Here is an 18,072-nt window from a genome sequence, read left to right as displayed (position 1 = left end):
AAGACGTTCGATGACGAAGCGCTTGAGAACAAAGATGACACCCGCGCCGCTGGCCCTGGCCGTTGCACTGGCCCTGGCGAACGCGCCCCTGATGACCCGGGCGCAGGGCGCGCCCCAGCCGATCCACATCGCCGCCCAGCCGCTGGCCGAGGCGCTGAACGACTGGGCGCGGCAGACCCGCATCCAGCTGATCGTGCAGCAGAGCCTGGTCGCGGGCAAGACCGCGCCCGCCATTTCGGGCAGCCTGACGGCCCGGCAGGCGCTCGACCGTTTGCTGGCGGGCAGCGGCCTGGCGGCCACGATGGAAGGCAATGCGGCGGTCATCAAGACGGCGCCCGCCACGGGCGGCACCTCCACGCTGCCGGCGGTGACCGTCGTGGCCGACGGCGAAGAAAGCGCCACGGGCCGGGTGCAGGGCTATGTCGCCAAGCGCAGCGCCACCGCCACCAAGACCGACACGCCGATCATCGAGACGCCGCAGTCGATCTCGGTGATCACGGCCGACCGCATCGAGGCCATCGGTGCCACCAACCTCAAGGACGCGCTGGGCTACACGCCGGGCGTGTCGACCACCACCTACGGTGCCGATTCGCGCTACGACTGGATCTCGCTGCGCGGCTTCGACGCCTATTCGCCGGGCTTCTATCTCGACGGCCTGCCGCTGCGCAACAACAGCACCTGGGGCGTGTGGCGCACCGAGAACTACGGCGCCGAGCGCATCGAACTGCTGCGCGGCCCGTCGTCGGTGCTGTACGGCATGAGCGGCCCGGGCGGGGTGGTGAACGTGGTCAGCAAGCGCCCGACTGCGGAGCCCGTGCGCGAGCTGCAGCTGCAGGTGGGCGACCACGCCCGCAAGCAGGTCGCGGGCGATTTCTCGGGTGCGCTCGATGCCGACGGCAAGCTGCTGTACCGCATCACCGGCCTCGTGCGCGACGCGCAACTGCCGGCGGGCAAGGAGGCCGACGACCGCATGTACATCGCGCCCGCGCTCACCTGGAAGCCGTCGGGCGACACCACGCTCACCTTGCTGTCGCAGTTCTCGCGCACGCGCGGCGGGGTCTACACGCGCGCACGGCCGCAGGTCGGCTCGCTCGATCCGACCGCGATCGGCACCACCATTCCCTCGAAGCTGTTCGTCGGCGAGCCCGGCTTCGACCGCTTCGACCAGGACCAGCAGATGGTCGGCTACCAGTTCGAGCACCGCATCAACGACACCTTCACGGTGCGGCAGAACGCGCGCTATGCGCACCAGAAGCTCGACTACACGGGCACGCAGCTGAAGGGCTTCATGGCGCTGAACCCCGAGGTGCCGAACGACCCGCTCAACTTCCAGCAGATGTCGCGCAGCGTGTTCGGCAGCCGCGAGAACATCGGCGCCCTGGCACTGGACAACCAGCTGCAGGCCGACTTCCGCCTGGGCGAGACGCAGCACAAGGTGCTGGTCGGGCTGGACTACCAGCGCACGCGCATCGACCAGGTCACCTTCAGCGGCGGCAGTGCCTCGCCGCTGAACATCTACGCGCCGGTGTACGGCGGGCCGATCGAGCGGCCCGCGCCGTATTTCGACGGCATCACGCGGCTTGCGCAGACCGGCGTCTACCTGCAGGACCAGATCAAGTGGGGCGAGCGCTGGACGCTGACGCTGGGCGGGCGCTACGACACCGCCGACAGCACCGTGGACAGCCGCCTCGACGGCTCGCGCCAGCGCATGCGCGACCACAAGTTCACCAGCCGGGCCGGCCTGGTCTACCTGCACCCGAGCGGCTGGGCACCGTACCTGAGCTACTCGGAGTCGTTCGCGCCCACGGCCACCATCGACCCGGTGTCGGGCGACCCGTTCAAGCCCGAAAGCGGCAAGCAGTACGAGGCGGGCGTGCGCTACCAGCCCACGGGCAGCAAGGCGATGTACAGCGCCGCCATCTTCGACCTGCGGCGCAAGAACTACATCAGCTACGACGGCGAGTTCATGCCCAAGCAGACGGGCGAGATCTCGGTGCGCGGGCTGGAGCTCGAGGCCACGGCGGAGATCGCCTCGCGCCTGAACCTCACGGCGTCGTACAGCTACACGCCGCGGGCCATCGTCACGGCCAGCAGCAACACGAGCGAGATCGGCAAGCAGGCCACGGCCGTGCCGCGCCACCGGCTGTCGGTGTGGGCGGACTACCGCTTCGCCGGCGGCGTGAAGGTGGGCCTGGGCGCGCGCTACACGGGCTCGAACTACGGCGACGGCGAGGCCGCGTGGCCGAGCAAGGTGCCGGCCTCGACGGTGTTCGACGCCATGCTCGGCTACGACATCGACCGCTGGAGCCTGGCGCTGAACCTGCGCAACCTGACCAACAAGACCTACTTCGCGAACTGCGGCTACCGCAACTGCTACTACGGCTACCCGCGCACGGCGACGGCCACGGCGACCTACCGCTGGTAGGTCAGCGACGCTGTGCCAACAGGTGCCGCCCCAGCGCCTCGAAGGCCGGCAGCGTCACCGGGTCGTTCGCGGCATTGCCCGCGATCGGGTGCGAGGCGTAGCGCACGATCACCATTTCGGCCTTCGGGTCGATGTAGATGCGCTGGCCGTGCACGCCGCGCGCCATGTAGGCGCCGTGGTCGTTGTGCGTCACCCACCACATGTTGCGGTAGCTCCAGCCCTGCAGCAGCGGGTAGCCGCCTTTGGTGAAGGCCGCCTTGTCGCCGCCGCGGCGGATGTCTTCGACGGCCGCCTTGGGCACGATTTGCCGGCCTTTCACGCGCCCGTCGTTGCGCAGCATCTCGCCGAAGCGCGCGAGGTCGCGCAGGCCGGTGTTCAGGCCGCCGCCCGCGAAGGGCGTGCCGATCGAATCGACGGTGAAGTAGGCGTCCTGCTCGGCGCCCAGGTGGCGCCAGATGCGCTCCGACAGCAGCTGCGCCACGGTGCGGCCGGTGGCGCGCGCGATCACCCAGCCCAGCACGTCGGAGTTGACGGTCTTGTAGCCGAAGCCCTCGCCATGCTTGCCTTCGGGTTGCACGGTCTGCAGGAACTCGTAATAGCTGCGCGGGCCGGTGTAGTCCTTGGGCTTGGGCAGCGGGTTGCCGGCCTGCGCATGGGCCCAGACCTCGGCCTTCGGGTCGGCGTAGTCCTCGCTGAATTTCAGGCCCGTGGTCATGTCGAGCACCTGGCGCACGGTGGCGTTGCCGAAGGCCGAGATCGCGAGCTCGGGCACGTAGTGGGCGACCGGCTTGTTGGCGTCGAGCGTGCCTTCGGCCACCAGCATCGCGCCCAGCGTGCCGACCACCGACTTGGTGACCGACATGGCGCCGTGCTGGCCGTCGTCTCTCAGCACGCCGAAGTAGCGCTCGTAGACCACGCGCCCGCGGTGCAGCACGAGGATGCCGTCGGTGTAGGTGGCGGCCAGCGAGGCGTCCCAGGTCATGGGCGTTTTCGCATCGAGCGGCGTGAAGCGCAGCGTGTCGATGTCCTTGCGCAAGGCCTGGGTTAGGGCGGTGGGCGCACCGAGCCCGCGCGACACGTTCACGGTCGGCATCAGCTGGCGGAAATTCGACACGCTCCAGCGCAATGCCGGAAACTGGAAATAGCTGCCGTCCTCAAAGCGCAGCGTGCGCTCGGGCGGCGGGGGCGAGCCGGTCATCCACCCGAGCCTGGCGGGGTCGCTGGCGGCGGCGTCGGGGTAGGTGGCATCGGCTGCGCCGGCCGACACCGCCAGGGCGGCGAGCGCGGCGGTCAGCAAAGCCTGGGCGCCAAGGCGGGTTCTGGAAGGGGCGAACATGGCAGTTCCGAAGCGAAGGACCGGCCCATTGTGGCCCGCGGCCCGGCCTGCGAACTTCCCACTGACAGCCGCGGCGCAGGTTGACAGGGCGCCGCTTCGGCTTTGATACTGAACTCCCTGGTTCATCATCCAAGCAAAGGAGATTCCATGCAGAAGATCATTCCCTGCCTCTGGTTCGACGGCAACGGCGAGGAGGCGGTCAATTTCTACACCGCCATCTTTCCGAAGTCGCGCCTCACCGACACGCTGCTCTGGGGCGATGTGAATCCCGCCAAGAAGGGCAAGCTGCTCACCGCGACCTTCGAGCTCGACGGGCAGTCGTTCATGGTGCTCAACGGCGGGCCCGAATACAAGATCACGCCGGCCATCTCGCTCATCGTGACCTGCGAGACGCAGGAAGAGGTCGACTACTACTGGGACAAGCTGCTCGAGGGCGGCGGCCAGCCCGTGCAGTGCGGCTGGCTCACCGACCGCTTCGGCGTGTCGTGGCAGGTCACGCCGATGCCGCTTATTCGCATGTTCCAGGACAAGGACGCGGCCAAGGCGGCCCGCGCGATGGCGGCCATGATGACGATGATCAAGCTCGACATCGCCACGGTGAAGAAGGCCTTCGACGGGGAGTGAACCCCGCCGAGCCAGCGATCAGACCAGCCGGCCGATCGGTTTCTTGCGCCACACCAGGCGGTAGTACGCGGTCTGCAGCAGCAGCATCGCGCCGAAGGTCACCGGGTAGGCGACCCAGATCCCGTCCAGGCCCATGCCGAAATGACGGCTCATGAGCCAGGCCACCGGCACTTCGACGCCCAGGATGCAGACGATCGAGATCAGTGTCGGCACCAGCACCGAGCCGCTGGCGCGCATGATCCCCGAGATCGCCGAGGCCATGCCGAACAGCACCAGGCTCCACAGCATGATGTGCAGCAGGTTCTGCGCGATCTCGATCACCGGCGCGCTGGTGATGAAGAAGCCCATCAGCGGACGCGAGAACAAATAGCCCAGCAGCACCAGCCCGCCCGTCAGCACGAGGTTCATGCCCAGCGCGGTCTGCACGATCGCGCCCAGCCGGTTGGCGCGGCCCGCGCCGATGGCCTGCGCGCCGAGGATCGACGTGGTGATCGCGATCGAGATGGCCGGGAACTGCACGTAGGCCACCACCTGGTTCACCGCGCCGTAGGCGGCCGTGGCGTTGGAGCCGTAGCTGTTGACCATCGACAGCAGCACCACTTCGGCCAGCGCCACCACGATCATCTGCACGCCGGTGGGCACGCCGATCTTCAGCACCGCCTTCAGCAGCTGCGGCTGGATGCGCAGGCAGCGCACGAACTCCGCGTCGGGGGCGAGCGGGCTCTTTTTCTGGCGCAGCCGGAAGCCCAACCACGTGGTCGCGACCGCGAACGACAGCACCGAGGCCCACGCGCCGGCCGCCACGCCCAACTGCGGCAGCCCGCCCCAGCCGCGGATGAGCGCGGGCGTGACCACCAGGCCGATGGCCGTGGAAATCAGCAGCGTCAGCAGCGGCGTGATGGTGTCGCCCACGCCGCGCAGCATGGCGGTGGCCAGCAGGAACAGGAACACGCCGGGCATCGCGATCAGCATGATGCGGGCGTAGCGCGTGGAGTCGGCCAGCACGTCGGGCGGCGTGCCCAGCATGGCCAGCATCGGCGTCGTGAACAGGCCCCCGAACACCGCGATCGCCAGGCCCAGCAGCAGGCCCACCGTGAGCGTGGTGCCCGCCACCGCCTTGGCCTTGGCCGCGTCGCGCGCGCCCCAGGCCTGGCCGATGAGCACCGAGGCACCGGCGCCCAGGCCGATGATGAAGGCGATGAAGAAGAACATCACCGGGAAGAAGCTCGACACCGCCGCCAGCGCGCTCACGCCGAGCATCTGCCCGACGTAGATGTTGTTGATGGTGCCGGAGAGCGACTGCAGGATGTTGCTGAGCAACATCGGCGCCAGGAAGAACAGGAACACCTTCCACAGCGGACGCGGCGCACCCACCGGCGCCACGGGCACGCCGCGCAGTCCGCTCGGGTTGCTGGGGCCGGTGGTGGTGGTGCTATCGGGCGCCGCGCTCATGCAGCACCCCAGCCACCGGCCGACAGCTTATGCAGGTGCACGCGCAGGTCGGTGGGCCAGGGTTCCACGAGGTCGCTGAAGCGCTGATGCTCGCCCGCGAACAGCGCGCGCGTGGCTTCCTCGAAGCCGGGCAGGTTGCCCGCGATGGCGGTCATGAAGCGGTAGGTGGCTTCGCGCGCGGCACGCACCGTGTCGCGGTCGGCGTGCACGTGGCGTGCGTCGTCCACCAGCTTGCGCAGCGCCACCGAGGCGCCGCCCGGCTGGCGGCCGAGCCAGTCCCAGTGGCGCGGCAGCAGCGTGACTTCGCGCGCCACCACGCCCAGGCGCGGACGGCCGACGCCGCGCGGCGCGTCTTCGTGTTTCTCGGCTTCGAGCGCGGAGGTTTCGATGGCCTTGGGGTCGCGCAGGTCGACATCGAGCTGCTCGCCGGTCTGGTCGTCGAACACGAGGCAGGTGGCGGCGTCGCCGCGCTCGCGCAGTTGCGTGAGCACCTGGGCCTTGGTGCCGGCGGCGACGCGCTGGAAGCCGGCAAACGCAGTGAATGTGGTCGGTAGTTCGTCGGGTGACATGCAGATTCTTTTTGGGTTGTCGATCCGGGCGGAACGAAACGAGGTTCGTAATCTACCCGCAGGACGGTTCAGGCGTGCGGCGTGTCGTGATCGCACAGCACCCGCAGCGCGGCATGGAGGTCTGGCAGGCGTTGCGGGTCCAGCGATTTCACGGCATCGACGCAGATCGCTTCGACGGTGGTGATGGCGGCTTGCATCAACTTCTTTCCGCCGCTGCGAATATTCGCATGGCGCTGGGGGTCGTCATCGGGTCCCGTCGTGCGCTCGGCCAGGCCGGTCTTTTCGAGCAGCACCATCTTGCGGACGAGCGCCGACATTGGCAACCCCAGCGTGTGCGCAAGCTCGGCCATCGGCATGGCGCCGTTGCCGGCACGCAGCAACAGGTGGAGCAGGGTGAAGTCGTCGTAGTCCAGCCCGTGGAAGGCGCCCAGGTCCTCGTTGAGTTTCAGGCTCAGGCTGGCGTGGGCGCGGCCGAGGTCGAGGCAAAAGCCCAGTGCGTCGGTGCTCATGGCGTGTTGTAGCCCTTGTCAGTGGTGCACTGGAGTTCCTCGCGCCAGAGCTCCAGCAGCTTTTCCAGCTCCGCCGCGCGGTCGAAGGCGGGGTCGTCGCGCTCCTTCACCCGGTCGATCACCTCGAAGCCGAAGTGCGTCGCGCCCTGCGCCACCCAGTCGCGCTGCAATGCCTTGTTGCGGTGCGAGCGCAGGTTCAGCTCGAAGCGGGCGCGGTTCATGGCGCCTTCGACGTCGAGGCTGCCGGCCACGTAGACGCGGCCGTCCATCAGGTTGCGGATGACGAAGACGCCGGCGGGGCGCACGCTGTCCTTGTATTGCTTGACGAGAGTACGTCGGGTGGAAGGAGATGGATTCATCTCCAAATATTACCCGGGCAAAATATAAAACACAATACACCCGGGTAAAAATAGATTCACTCGGCGCGCAGCCGGTGCCAGCCGCGCAGCACCCGCCGGTGCACCGCCCGCACGATCCGCCAGGGGCGGCTTTCGCGCACCCGTGTCAGCACCTGGTCTTTCCAGGCTTTCCAGCGCGGGTACCAGCGCGCGAACCAGGTCAGCTGCATCAGCGAGCCTTCGACCAGCTGGAAGATCCGCGCGACCACCGCCGTGCCCGCGAGCTTGGCCAGCAGCAGCACGGCCATGCCGCTGAACGCGTGGCCGCGGCCGAACAGGAACAGCGCCAGCAGCTTCACCGGAAAGAGCAGCAGCATCGGCACGAAGAACGCCAGCAGCGCGCCCCAGGGCGGCAGCGCGCGCAGCAGGTTCTCGAGCCGCGCCCAGAAGGGCAGGCGCGCCAGCCGCGCAACCAGCGCCGCGAGCGGGGCCCAGCCCCATTCCTCGAACAGCAGCACCGGCACGAGGATCGTGGTGGCAACGGCGCGGAACAGGGCGCGCAAGGCGCGCACGAGGGGGTTGTGCATGCGCGAAGGGTATACGCACACGGCCGCGCGCCGCCGGGACCTTGCGGACCCGGCGGCGCATCGTTCGAAAAGGCGGCGTCTGCGCGCCTGTCTATTTGCGGCCGACGCTGCTGTCTTCCGCGGGCCGGAAGAACAGGTACTCGCCCCGGCCCAGTTCGGGCGTCACTTCGTAGCCGCTGCACCGCGTGACGTTGCACTGGATGATCACGACGCGCGGCCAGATGGTGGCCGAGGTCGGGAACCCCGGCATGTACTGCGGCACGTGCCAGACGCCGTAGTCGCCCACCGGCTCGGCGTTTTCCGTGCCGCTGGCGTTCTGCAGGCCGCTGCCCATGGGCATCCGCTCGATGCGGATGATCGGCGTGGCGGCGACCGATGCCGTCGCCACGCAACAGGCGGCCAGCCAGAGAGGAACGGTCCTGGTGTTCATGGTGATGGACTCCAGAGCCGACCTCATTGCGCGTCGGCCGGTGCCGAAGCCACCTCGTCGGCCGGGTCAGCCGGCAGGCGGCGCGTGATGCGCGCTTCCAGGATGTCCGGCTGCGGGGCCACGGCGCTCGCCATGACCGGTGCCGGCTCCGCCGCAGGTGCCGCGGCTTCTTCGGCGGGCGCTGCGGCCACGGGGGCCGGTGCCACTTCCGGCGCAGACACCGGGACGGCGGTCGCGGCCGGCGCGGGTTGCGGCGCCGGCTGTTCCTGCGCCGGGGCTGCCATGGGCATCGCCTCGACCAGCGTGGCCGGTGCGGCGGGCTGCTGCACCGCCACGACCGGCGCGGGTGCCGGGGCCGGCGCCAACGCGACAGGCGCCGCAGGTGCCACGGGCGCCACCGGCTGGGGCACGGCCACCGCCACGGGAGCCGGCGCAGGTGCTGGAGCCGCGGCCACGGGTGCCACCGGCGCCGCCGGACGTGCCGCCACGGGCGCGCCGGCCGAGGAGGCCTGCGGTCCGAACGCGCTCACGCGTTCTTCGGCGGTCATCGACTGCGGGCACTTCGAGCCGGTCATCTCCAGGGCCGCCTGGGCTGCCGGGTCCATGCAGTCCATGGCCAGCGACGCTGCCTTCATGCCCTTGTTCCAGAGCTCGCGGCTCATCTTCAGGCGCTTGCAGTGTTCGTCCGTCCAGGTGGTGCCGAAGCTCAGCCCGACCCCTGCGCCGTTGGCGCTGGCGCTGGTGCTGCCCATGCAGGTGTCGTTGCTGGTCGTCAGGTTCGGGCCGCTCACGGAGGGCACGTTCTTGACGGTGTAGCTGCCACGGTAGTCGACGGTGCTGGTCGTCGCGCCCGTGTTGTTGATGTTCTGTGTGCTGTTGCTGTCCACCGTGGCCCGGGAGGTGACTTCCGAGGGGGCGGAACTGTTGAAATTCACCGCCTGGGTGTTGCCCTGGGCGTTGGTGGTGGCTGAACTCTGCGACTGGTTGTTGGCGCCACCCGCCGTGGTCTGCGCCAAGGCGCCGGCGGACAGGCCCAGCAAGGTCAGGGCAATCAGTGTTTTCATTTTTTCGACTCCTTTGGGAAGCAGGGGAGGGGCGTGCCCCTCCCCGTTTCTGGTCCAACAACCGATGGTCCGGATCGCTCAGGGAGCGTTGGCCGTTGCGCCGGAGATCGCGCCGCCGGCGGTGCCGCCACCGTTGCTGAAGCCCGCTGCGTTGCCCACGGCGAAGTTGATGACGCCCGTGGAACCGCCGGTCGAGCCCGACGTGGCCGAGGTCGTCGTGCCGTTGACGATGCCGTTGACCGCGCCCGAATTGGCGCTGAAACCGGCCGTCGTGCCCGAGGTGCGCGTCACCACAGCCAAACCGCCGCCAGGACCTGCAGCGGTGGCTGCGGTGTTGTTGGTGGTGGAGCCGGCTGCGCCGCCTGCAGAGCCGCTCACGGGGTTGGCGCCGCCGCCGGCGTAGTTCGCATTGGCGCTCGAGGTCGCATTGGCCTGTGCGTTCGCACCGCCTGCAGCCACGCCGTTGCCGGTCGTTGCTGCCACGCTGGTCACGCGTCCTTGCGTGGTGGCCGAGCCGCTGGCGCTGGCGCCGCCGACGCGCAGGAAGGCATTGCCTGCTGCGCCGCCCGCCGCGTTGGCCGTGGCCGACGAGGTGGAGCTGGCTGCGTTGTAGCTCAGTGCGCTGCCCGTTCCGGAGCTGGCGGCGACCGAGCCTGCCGAGCTGGAGGAGCCGGTCGTGGTGTTGGTGACGGCGAGCGCCACGCTGCTGCCGGTTGCGGTCCCGATGCCAGCCACGAGAACCACTGCCATGGCGATAAGAGTCTTCTTCATGATGCTTCCTCGATAGTGTTGAAACGAACCCGATCGCCGGGGAATCCGGCCATCAGCGACGGTCAGCGAGCACGGATTGAATGGATTCCGTTGCGACCGGGATGCAGTTTCAGCGGGGGGAAGGGATCGAAAAATGCCTCAGGCTGGGTAGTGCAAGGCTATGGCGAAAGCAATGCCCGGCCGCGTTTTCGGCGCGGGCGGGGGACCGGTTTCCGGCCCTGTTTCCCTCGTGGCCACTATCACTTTCGTTCACAATCTGGCAATATTGCAACCGAAAGAAACCAAGGTAATCAAAAAAGCCGATAGCCGGAAAAAGAGTAGAAATCGATTAACTTTTGTTCACGAAGTCGCGACTTTTATCTGTGACAAGGGGGCTTAAATGGAAAACGATCTCGACATTTCATTGACCGATGTCGGTGGTGGCGCTAGGAAATTCTCCAATCCCGGCCAGTTCGGTGGGCTGCTGGCTCCCTCGGCGGATACCCTGCCGTGGCCGGACTACCTCACGGGCCAGGAAACCAAGCCCGTTCGTGTCCTGCTCGTCGACGACGACCCCTTTGTCCGCCGTGTCATCGCCCAGGAACTGCTGGGCGATCTGCGCATCCAGCTCGAAGGCCAGGCCGGCTCCCTGCGCGAGGGAAGGCGCCTCTTGATGCAGCATGAATTCGATGTGCTCATGGTCGACATCCGTCTCGGAGACGGCAGCGGATTCGAGCTCATCGAAGAGGCCAAGAAGCACCGCAGCGCCGCCGAGATCATCGTCATTTCCGCGCTGGAAGACGAGCCCCAGGTGCTGCATGCCTTCGAGCTCGGCGCCTCGGGTTACCTGGTGAAGAACGCCTGGTTCCAGAGCTATGCCCAGGCCGTGCTGCAGGTGGTGAATGGCGGGGCCGCCATCACCCCCCGGCTGGCGCGGCGGCTGCTCGTTCACCTGGACCATCAGCGCGCCAATCCGAGCCCGGTGCGCCCGCCGGACAGCAAGGCGACCCTGTCGGCACGGGAGCGTGAAGTGTTGCGACTTGTAGCCACGGGATATGTGACGGAAGAGATCGCCCTGCAGCTCACCATCAGTGCCCAGACGGTTAACGCGCACGTCAAGAACATCTACCGCAAGCTGCACGCCCACACCCGCGCGCAGGCCGTGAGTTTCGCCTCGCACCGGGGGCTGCTCTAGGGCGCGCTTCGGGCGCGCCGCGTTCGCAGCGGAGCCACCCATGCGCGCGCCCGCGCCCCCGCTCCCGCCGTATTTCCTGGAGGACCAGTTCGTGTGGCTTTCGATCGCCGCCTGGTGTGTGCTCCTGGTCTGGCTGTGGCCGCGTGCCTCGCGCCAGCGGATGCTGCTGTGGGTGGGGCTCGCATTCGCGCTGCACCTGACGCCGGTGGTAGGGCAGGTGATTCGCGCGACCTCGGCGATCACCACGCTGGGTACCGAGGTGCCGGCCGCCTTCTGGGCCCTGCAGGGGGTGAACGTCGCCGTGCTCTGCATGATCGTGGCCACCTGGTATTTCACGCGGCGCCGCCTCGTGCGCTACCGCCAGGCGCAGGCCGTGCTCGCCGAGCGCCGCCGCATCGCCAGCGACCTGCATGACGGTGTCGGCTCGCGGCTGGTGGCGCTCATGGCCAGCTACGACCCGCGCTCCGCCGACGCCCGCGAGCTGTCGATGGCCCTGCAGGCCTGCCTGCTGGAGCTGCAGCTGACGGTCGACTCCCTCGACGACCAAGCCGACACCAGCATCGGCGAGCGCCTGGGCCACCTGCGTTACCGGCTGCAACCGGCGTTCGACCGGCTCGGCATCACGCTCGTGTGGAACGTGCAGGACGTGGTGCTGGCGCCGCCGCTGTCGCCCGAGGCCGCGATGCAGCTGTGCCGCATCGCGCAGGAGGCCTTGTCGAACGTGCTGCGGCATTCGCAGGCGACCCGCGTGGAGGTGCGCTTCGGCCCGCGCGAACGTTCGCACGGGCTGGTGCTCGAAGTGCTCGACGACGGGCGCGGCCTGGATGCGGCGGCCGGCGAGGCCGGCGGCAAGGGCCTGCGCAGCATGCGCGAGCGCGCCGATGCGCTGCACGGTGAGCTGGCCGTCATGGACGCAGCGCCGCACGGGCTGCGCATCCGGCTCGTGATGCCCGGCGAAGTGCTGCCGCAGTCGGCGGTCGCGGCGCCGGCCGAGAGCACGTTGTAACCATCCCACGCCGGTGCCCGGCGGGGGGCCTCGTCGCCTATGGCAAACTTCCGCGCTTTGCCAGGGACGCGCTCAAGACATGCAGAAAATCATTCGCCAGCTCGCCGTTGAAATCAAGGTCGGCGAGCACCAGGTGAAGGCCGCCGTCGAACTGCTCGACGAAGGCGCCACGGTTCCGTTCATTGCCCGCTATCGCAAGGAAGTCACGGGCGGCCTCGACGACATCCAGCTGCGCGAACTGGAAGCCCGGCTGTCTTACCTGCGCGAACTCGAAGACCGCCGCGTGGCGGTGCTCAAGGCCATCGACGAGCAGGGCAAGCTGACCCCCGAGCTGCGCGCCGCGATCGAATTCGCGCCCACCAAGCAGGAACTCGAAGACCTGTACCTGCCGTTCAAGCAGAAGCGCCGCACCAAGGGCCAGATCGCCCGCGAATTCGGAATCGAGCCCCTGGCCGACAAGCTGCTGGCCGACCCCACGCTCGACCCGGCCGTGGAAGCCAAGGCCTTCCTGCAGCCCGCCACCACGCTGGACGACGGCAAGCCGGGCCCCGATTTCTCCACCGTGCCCCTCGTGCTCGACGGCGTGCGCGACATCCTGTCCGAGCGCTGGGCCGAAGACGCCGTGCTCGTGCAGGGCCTGCGCGAATGGCTCTGGAACGAAGGCCTGCTCAAGTCCAGCCTGATGAGCGGCAAGGACGAGAACAACGCCGACATCGCCAAGTTCCGCGACTACTTCGACTACGACGAGCCCATCGGCCGCGTGCCCTCGCACCGCGCCCTGGCCGTGTTCCGCGGCCGTGCGCTCGAAGTGCTCGACGCCAAGCTCGTGCTGCCCGTCGAGCCCGAGCCGGGCAAGCCCAGCATCGCCGAAGGCAAGATCGCGCTGCACCTGGGCTGGAGCCACGCGGCCCGCCCGGCCGACGACCTGCTGCGCAAGTGCGTGGCCTGGACCTGGCGCGTGAAGCTGGCCCTGTCGACCGAGCGCGACCTGTTCACCCGCCTGCGCGAAGACGCTGAAAAGGTCGCCATCAAGGTGTTCGCCGACAACCTGCGCGACCTGCTGCTGGCAGCCCCCGCCGGCCGCCGCGTCGTGATGGGCCTGGACCCCGGCATCCGCACCGGCGTGAAGGTGGCCGTGGTCGACTCCACCGGCAAGCTGGTCGAGACCGCCACCGTGTTCCCGCACGAGCCGCGCAAGGACTGGGAAGGCTCACTGCACACGCTGGGCAAGCTGTGCGCCAAGCACGGTGTGAACCTGATCGCCATCGGCAACGGCACCGCCAGCCGCGAGACCGACAAGCTGGCCGGCGACCTCATCAAGCTGCTGGCCAAGATGGCCGCGCAGGCCGGTGCGCCCGAAATGACGGTCGACAAGGTCGTGGTGAGCGAAGCCGGCGCCTCCGTGTATTCCGCCAGCGAATTCGCCTCGCAGGAAATGCCCGACGTGGACGTGAGCCTGCGCGGCGCCGCCTCCATCGCGCGCCGCCTGCAGGACCCGCTGGCCGAACTCGTGAAGATCGACCCCAAGAGCATCGGCGTGGGCCAGTACCAGCATGACGTGAACCAGAGCGAACTCGCGCGCACCCTGCAGGCCGTGGTCGAAGACTGCGTGAACTCGGTGGGCGTCGACCTGAACACCGCCAGCGTGCCGCTGCTCAGCCGCGTGTCCGGCCTGTCGGCCAGCGTGGCCAAGGCCGTGGTGCGCTGGCGCGAGGCCAACGGTGCGTTCTCCACCCGCAAGCAGCTGCTCGACGTGACCGGCTTCGGCCCCAAGGCCTTCGAGCAGAGCGCCGGCTTCCTGCGCATCCGCGACGGCGCCGACCCGCTGGACATCACCGGCGTGCACCCCGAAACGTACCCGCTGGTCGAGCAGATCATCGTCAAGACCGGCAAGCCCATCGCCGAGCTGATGGGTCGCGCCGACATGCTCAAGACGCTGAAGCCCGAGCTGTTCGCCAACGAGAAGTTCGGCGTCATCACGGTCAAGGACATCCTGGGCGAACTCGAAAAGCCCGGCCGCGACCCGCGCCCCGACTTCAAGGTGGCGCGCTTCAACGACGGCGTGGACGACATCTCCGACCTCACCGAGGGCATGATCCTCGAGGGCACCGTGAGCAACGTGGCCCAGTTCGGCGCCTTTGTCGACCTGGGCGTGCACCAGGACGGCCTGGTCCACGTGAGCCAGCTGAGCCACAAGTTCGTCAACGACGCCCGCGAAGTCGTCAAGACCGGCGACATCGTCAAGGTCAAGGTGATGGAAGTCGACGTGGCCCGCAAGCGCATCGGCCTGTCGATGAAGCTCGACGCCGCCCCCGCACGCCGCGACGGTCCGCGCGACAACCGCTTCGAAGGGGCAGGGCGCGGCCAGCAACAGCAAGGCCGGCGCGACAACTCGCCGCAGCCGGCGGGGCAGATGGCGAGTGCGTTTGCCAAGTTGCAGGGGTTGCGCAAGTAACCGCCAGCAGATCGAAGGCCATCCCGTTAAACTAGTCATCTAACTAGTCATCTAACTAGTCTGATGGGGTGGCGCCAATGAAAACCTGGCCGGTACAAGACGCGAAAGCGCGTTTCAGCGAATTCCTGGAGGCCTGTCTGAACGACGGGCCGCAAATGGTCACCCGGCGCGGTGCCGAGGCGGCTGTGCTGGTGCCGGCCGCGGAATGGCGGCGGCTGCATGCCATCGCCAAACCCTCGCTCAAGGAGCTGCTGTGCACCGACGAGGCGCGCACCGAGTTCCTCGTGCCCGAGCGCGGTGCCGCACGCAGGCGACGTGTCACCCCGGCCCGTTGAAGGCGCGCGCGGCATGTACCTTCTGGACACGAACGTCATTTCCGAACTGCGCCGGCTTCGGCCTCATGGGGCCGTCCTGGCGTGGCTGGCGCCCATTCCCGACAACGAACTTCACCTGTCGGCCGTGACGCTGGGAGAGATCCAGGCCGGCATCGAACTCACGCGCGAACAGGATGCCGCGAAGGCGGACGAGATCGAGCAATGGGTCGAGCTGGTCGCTGCGTCGTACAACGTCCTGCCGATGGATGCGAAGACCTTCAGGCTGTGGGCCCGGCTGATGCACCGCAGCTCCGTCACGCTGTACGAAGACGCCATGATCGCCGCCACGGCGAAACAGCACGGCCTGACCGTCGTCACGCGCAACGTCGGCGACTTTGCCGGCTTCGGTGTCGAGGTCTTCAATCCCTTCGAAACGGGTGCCGCATGAAAGCCCTGCGCATCTACGCCGGCCCCGCGGCCCGCCAGCACATCGAGCAGCATGGCCTGCGTCCGCAGGACGTGCGCACCATCCCCGGTGCGGCCGGCGGGCCCAAGGGGCTGATCCTCGGGCCGCTCGATCGCTTCATCTTCGGGCGCTGGCTCACGCAGTCGAGCCAGCCGGTGGACCTGGTGGGTGCGTCGATCGGGGCGTGGCGGCTGGCCACGGCGTGCCTGTCGGACCCCGAGGCGGCCTTCGGGCGCTTCGAGCACGACTACGTGCGCCAGCAGTTCGAGGTGCCGCCGGGCCAGAAGCGGCTCAGTCCGCACCAGCTCAGCGAACGCTTCGCGGAAAGCCTCGACACCTTCTACGGCGGACGCATCGGCGAGGTGCTGGGCCATTCGCGCTACCGGCTGCATGTGGTGACCTCGCGTGGGCGTCACATCCTGGGGCGCGAGGGCAGGGCGCGCACGCCGGTCGGCTACCTGGGCGCCTTCGCGAGCAACAGCCTGCACCGCAAGAGCCTGGGCGCCTGGCTGGAGCGCTGCGTGTTCTCCACGCCTGGCGCGGCCTTGCCCTTCGGCACGACCGACTTCCGCACGCGCCAGCACGCGCTGAGCGAGGCCAACTTCAACCGGGTGCTGCAGGCCTCGTGCTCCATTCCGTTCCTGCTGGCGGCGGTGCACGACATTCCGGGCGCGCCGCGCGGCGCCTACTGGGACGGCGGCATCACCGACTACCACCTGCACCTGGACTACCAGCCCGCAGACGAAGGCATCGTGCTGTACCCGCACTTCCAGCAGGCGGTGGTGCCGGGCTGGCTCGACAAGGGGCTGCGCTGGCGCCACAAGTCGACGCGCTTTCTCGACCGCATGGTGGTGCTCGCGCCCAACCCCGAATGGGTGAAGACGCTGCCGCACGGCAAGCTGCCCGACCGCAAGGACTTCATCCGCTTCGCGAACGACGCGCAGGCCCGCATCGCGGCCTGGGGCCAGGCCACGCGCGAGGCGACGCGGCTGTCGGACGAGTTCGAGGCCTGGCTCGGCGACGACGGGCGTTCGCGCGACATCCTGCCGCTCTGAGCCCACCTTGTCCCGTCGGGGACAAACCCTGAGCGCCGGCGCAGGAGCGCGCTTCGAGAATGGTCCGATCCATGCCATCCGAAGGGTTCCCGACCATGCCGCACGCCACGCTCTCCCGCCGCCGTTTTTCCCTCGCCACCGCGGCCGCCGCTGCCAGCCTGGCCGCACCGTCTTTCGCGCAGAGCGCCTGGCCGAGCAAGCCGATCCGCATCGTCGTGCCCTACACCCCGGGCGGCTTCACCGACCAGATGGCGCGGCTGGTGCAGGCGGGCCTGCAGACGCGCCTGGGCCAGCCGGTGGTGATCGACAACAAGCCCGGCGCCAACAGCCTGATCGGCGTCGATGCCGTGGCCAAGGCCGCGCCCGACGGCACCACCTTCGGCGTCGTCATCGCGGCCTACACGGCCAACACCACGCTGTACCCCAAGCTGCCCTACGACCCGCGCAAGGACCTCGTGGGCGTGTCGCTGATGGGGGTGTCGCCGCTGCTCGCGGCGGTGAACAACGACGCGCCGTTCAAGACCGCGCGCGAGCTCATCGACTACGCCCGCAAGCACCCCGGCAAGGTGAGCTTCGGCTCCTCGGGCAACGGCTCGGCCGCGCACCTCACGAGCGAGCTGTGGAAGTCGCTCACGCAGACCTACATGATCCACATCCCGTACCGCGGCGCGGTGCCCGCACTGACCGACCTGATGGGCGGGCAGATCCAGCTGTTCTTCGATGCGCCCACGGGCCTCATCAACCAGGGCAAGGCCGGCAAGGTGCGTCTGATCGGCGTGGCCGGCGACAAGCGCCTGCCGGCCGTGCCCGACGTGCCCACCTTCATCGAGCAGGGCTTCGCGGGCTTCACCGGCAGCACCTGGGCCGGCATGCTGGCGCCGGCGGGCACGCCGCGCGAGATCGTCAAGCGCATGTCGGAAGAGGTGGCGCGCATCATCAAGAGCGACGAGACGCGCGCCAAGCTCGATGCCATGGGCACCTTCCCGGCGGGCAGCACGCCCGAGGAGTTCGACGCCTTCATTGCCTCCGAGACCCCCAAGTGGGGCAAGGTGATCCGCACGGCGGGCGTCAAGCTCGACTGAGCCTCCAGTGCTGTTTCAGGGGGCCAGCACCAGCACCTTGAACTGGCTGGGCACGATGCGCATGCCCACGATGTTGCAGCGGTTCTGCACCGCCAGGCTGGTCATGCGCGTGCACGGCGTGCCCTTGAGCAGCACCGTGAAGGCGCCGGTGATGTGGCGCGACGGCCCCATCACCGTCTGCGACACCACGCCCATCAGCACGCCGGCGTTGTCGCCGTTGGTGATCGGCGTGGTGGTCGCCATGTTGTGCACGGGCGTGCCGCCGTACAGGATGTTCCAGGCGTTGGGCAGGGCCGTCGGCCCGAGCGCGATGTTGGGGTAGGGCACGGGCAGCGCGGGCGGTGTCTTGCAGACATCGGGAAACGCGAGGTCCATTCCCATCATCTGTGCGTTGGCGAACATGGTTCAGGCTCCT

The 18,072-nt window shown here is 68.6% G+C and carries 19 protein-coding genes; 9 read left to right on the top strand and 10 right to left on the bottom strand.

What is annotated here, in order from left to right:
• Positions 1–10: 10 nt before the first annotated feature.
• Positions 11–2,425, top strand: coding sequence for a TonB-dependent siderophore receptor (locus AC07SQ_RS01260; RefSeq protein ID WP_495271291.1), 2,415 nt, complete (start codon positions 11–13; stop codon positions 2,423–2,425).
• A 1-nt stretch (position 2,426) separates the two neighbouring features.
• Here the strand turns inward: AC07SQ_RS01260 and AC07SQ_RS01255 are convergent, their stop codons facing one another.
• Positions 2,427–3,623, bottom strand: coding sequence for a serine hydrolase domain-containing protein (locus AC07SQ_RS01255; RefSeq protein ID WP_495271612.1), 1,197 nt, complete (start codon positions 3,621–3,623; stop codon positions 2,427–2,429).
• A gap of 285 nt (positions 3,624–3,908) precedes the next feature.
• Between AC07SQ_RS01255 and AC07SQ_RS01250 the strand changes: the two genes are divergently transcribed.
• Positions 3,909–4,385 carry a VOC family protein gene (locus tag AC07SQ_RS01250; RefSeq protein ID WP_139705849.1) on the top strand — a complete coding sequence of 159 codons (477 nt, stop codon included), beginning with the start codon at positions 3,909–3,911 and terminating at the stop codon, positions 4,383–4,385.
• Positions 4,386–4,403: 18 nt separating this feature from the next.
• On the opposite strand, the gene AC07SQ_RS01245 is transcribed toward AC07SQ_RS01250, so the two are convergent.
• From AC07SQ_RS01245 to AC07SQ_RS01210, 8 genes are all read right to left on the bottom strand, one after another.
• A complete protein-coding gene (locus AC07SQ_RS01245; protein ID WP_495271292.1) occupies positions 4,404–5,837 on the bottom strand; it encodes an MATE family efflux transporter in 1,434 nt (477 codons plus the stop codon).
• Positions 5,834–6,406: a DUF2239 family protein gene (locus AC07SQ_RS01240; protein ID WP_070060635.1), complete on the bottom strand. Its 573-nt coding sequence runs from the start codon at positions 6,404–6,406 to the stop codon at positions 5,834–5,836. The genes AC07SQ_RS01245 and AC07SQ_RS01240 overlap by 4 nt, the downstream gene beginning before the upstream one ends.
• A 68-nt stretch (positions 6,407–6,474) precedes the next feature.
• Positions 6,475–6,915, bottom strand: coding sequence for a MarR family winged helix-turn-helix transcriptional regulator (locus AC07SQ_RS01235; protein WP_495271293.1), 441 nt, complete (start codon positions 6,913–6,915; stop codon positions 6,475–6,477).
• Positions 6,912–7,274 carry a GIY-YIG nuclease family protein gene (locus AC07SQ_RS01230; protein WP_492696225.1) on the bottom strand — a complete coding sequence of 121 codons (363 nt, stop codon included), beginning with the start codon at positions 7,272–7,274 and terminating at the stop codon, positions 6,912–6,914. Before AC07SQ_RS01230 ends, AC07SQ_RS01235 begins: the two co-directional genes overlap by 4 nt.
• A gap of 56 nt (positions 7,275–7,330) precedes the next feature.
• On the bottom strand, positions 7,331–7,840 hold the full coding sequence (locus AC07SQ_RS01225; protein ID WP_495271294.1) for a hypothetical protein: 510 nt from the start codon (positions 7,838–7,840) through the stop codon (positions 7,331–7,333).
• Between the two features lie 91 nt (positions 7,841–7,931).
• A complete protein-coding gene (locus tag AC07SQ_RS01220; RefSeq protein ID WP_062480212.1) occupies positions 7,932–8,270 on the bottom strand; it encodes a hypothetical protein in 339 nt (112 codons plus the stop codon).
• Between the two features lie 23 nt (positions 8,271–8,293).
• Positions 8,294–9,334: a hypothetical protein gene (locus AC07SQ_RS01215; protein WP_223301314.1), complete on the bottom strand. Its 1,041-nt coding sequence runs from the start codon at positions 9,332–9,334 to the stop codon at positions 8,294–8,296.
• A gap of 78 nt (positions 9,335–9,412) precedes the next feature.
• Positions 9,413–10,105, bottom strand: a complete 693-nt coding sequence (locus AC07SQ_RS01210) for a hypothetical protein (RefSeq protein WP_495271295.1) — start codon at positions 10,103–10,105, stop codon at positions 9,413–9,415.
• A 379-nt stretch (positions 10,106–10,484) separates the two neighbouring features.
• Here AC07SQ_RS01210 and AC07SQ_RS01205 point away from each other — a divergent pair, with 379 nt between their 5' ends.
• The 7 genes from AC07SQ_RS01205 (at position 10,485) to AC07SQ_RS01175 (ending at position 17,657) form a co-directional block, all read left to right on the top strand.
• Positions 10,485–11,279: a LuxR C-terminal-related transcriptional regulator gene (locus tag AC07SQ_RS01205; protein ID WP_062472928.1), complete on the top strand. Its 795-nt coding sequence runs from the start codon at positions 10,485–10,487 to the stop codon at positions 11,277–11,279.
• A gap of 91 nt (positions 11,280–11,370) precedes the next feature.
• Positions 11,371–12,285, top strand: coding sequence for a sensor histidine kinase (locus AC07SQ_RS01200; RefSeq protein ID WP_369647059.1), 915 nt, complete (start codon positions 11,371–11,373; stop codon positions 12,283–12,285).
• 79 nt (positions 12,286–12,364) lie between these two features.
• Complete coding sequence (locus AC07SQ_RS01195; RefSeq protein WP_495271296.1) at positions 12,365–14,740, top strand: Tex family protein; 2,376 nt, start codon at positions 12,365–12,367, stop codon at positions 14,738–14,740.
• A 77-nt stretch (positions 14,741–14,817) separates the two neighbouring features.
• Positions 14,818–15,075 (top strand): type II toxin-antitoxin system Phd/YefM family antitoxin, encoded by a 258-nt coding sequence (locus AC07SQ_RS01190; RefSeq protein ID WP_056580961.1) that lies wholly within the window; start codon positions 14,818–14,820, stop codon positions 15,073–15,075.
• 13 nt (positions 15,076–15,088) lie between these two features.
• Positions 15,089–15,502, top strand: coding sequence for a type II toxin-antitoxin system VapC family toxin (locus tag AC07SQ_RS01185; RefSeq protein WP_495271297.1), 414 nt, complete (start codon positions 15,089–15,091; stop codon positions 15,500–15,502).
• Positions 15,499–16,575 carry a patatin-like phospholipase family protein gene (locus AC07SQ_RS01180; protein ID WP_495271298.1) on the top strand — a complete coding sequence of 359 codons (1,077 nt, stop codon included), beginning with the start codon at positions 15,499–15,501 and terminating at the stop codon, positions 16,573–16,575. The genes AC07SQ_RS01185 and AC07SQ_RS01180 overlap by 4 nt, the downstream gene beginning before the upstream one ends.
• A gap of 95 nt (positions 16,576–16,670) precedes the next feature.
• The gene (locus AC07SQ_RS01175) at positions 16,671–17,657 is read left to right on the top strand and encodes a tripartite tricarboxylate transporter substrate binding protein (RefSeq protein WP_495271613.1); all 987 of its coding nucleotides are present in this window, start codon (positions 16,671–16,673) and stop codon (positions 17,655–17,657) included.
• A gap of 15 nt (positions 17,658–17,672) precedes the next feature.
• Here the strand turns inward: AC07SQ_RS01175 and AC07SQ_RS01170 are convergent, their stop codons facing one another.
• On the bottom strand, positions 17,673–18,059 hold the full coding sequence (locus AC07SQ_RS01170; RefSeq protein ID WP_056580973.1) for a DUF4150 domain-containing protein: 387 nt from the start codon (positions 18,057–18,059) through the stop codon (positions 17,673–17,675).
• Positions 18,060–18,072 lie beyond the last annotated feature (13 nt).

The organism is Variovorax sp. GW821-FHT06D12 (genome assembly GCF_059419205.1).
The sequence above is the reverse complement of the archived record's forward strand: the minus strand, read 5'-3'. Positions and strand labels throughout refer to the sequence as shown.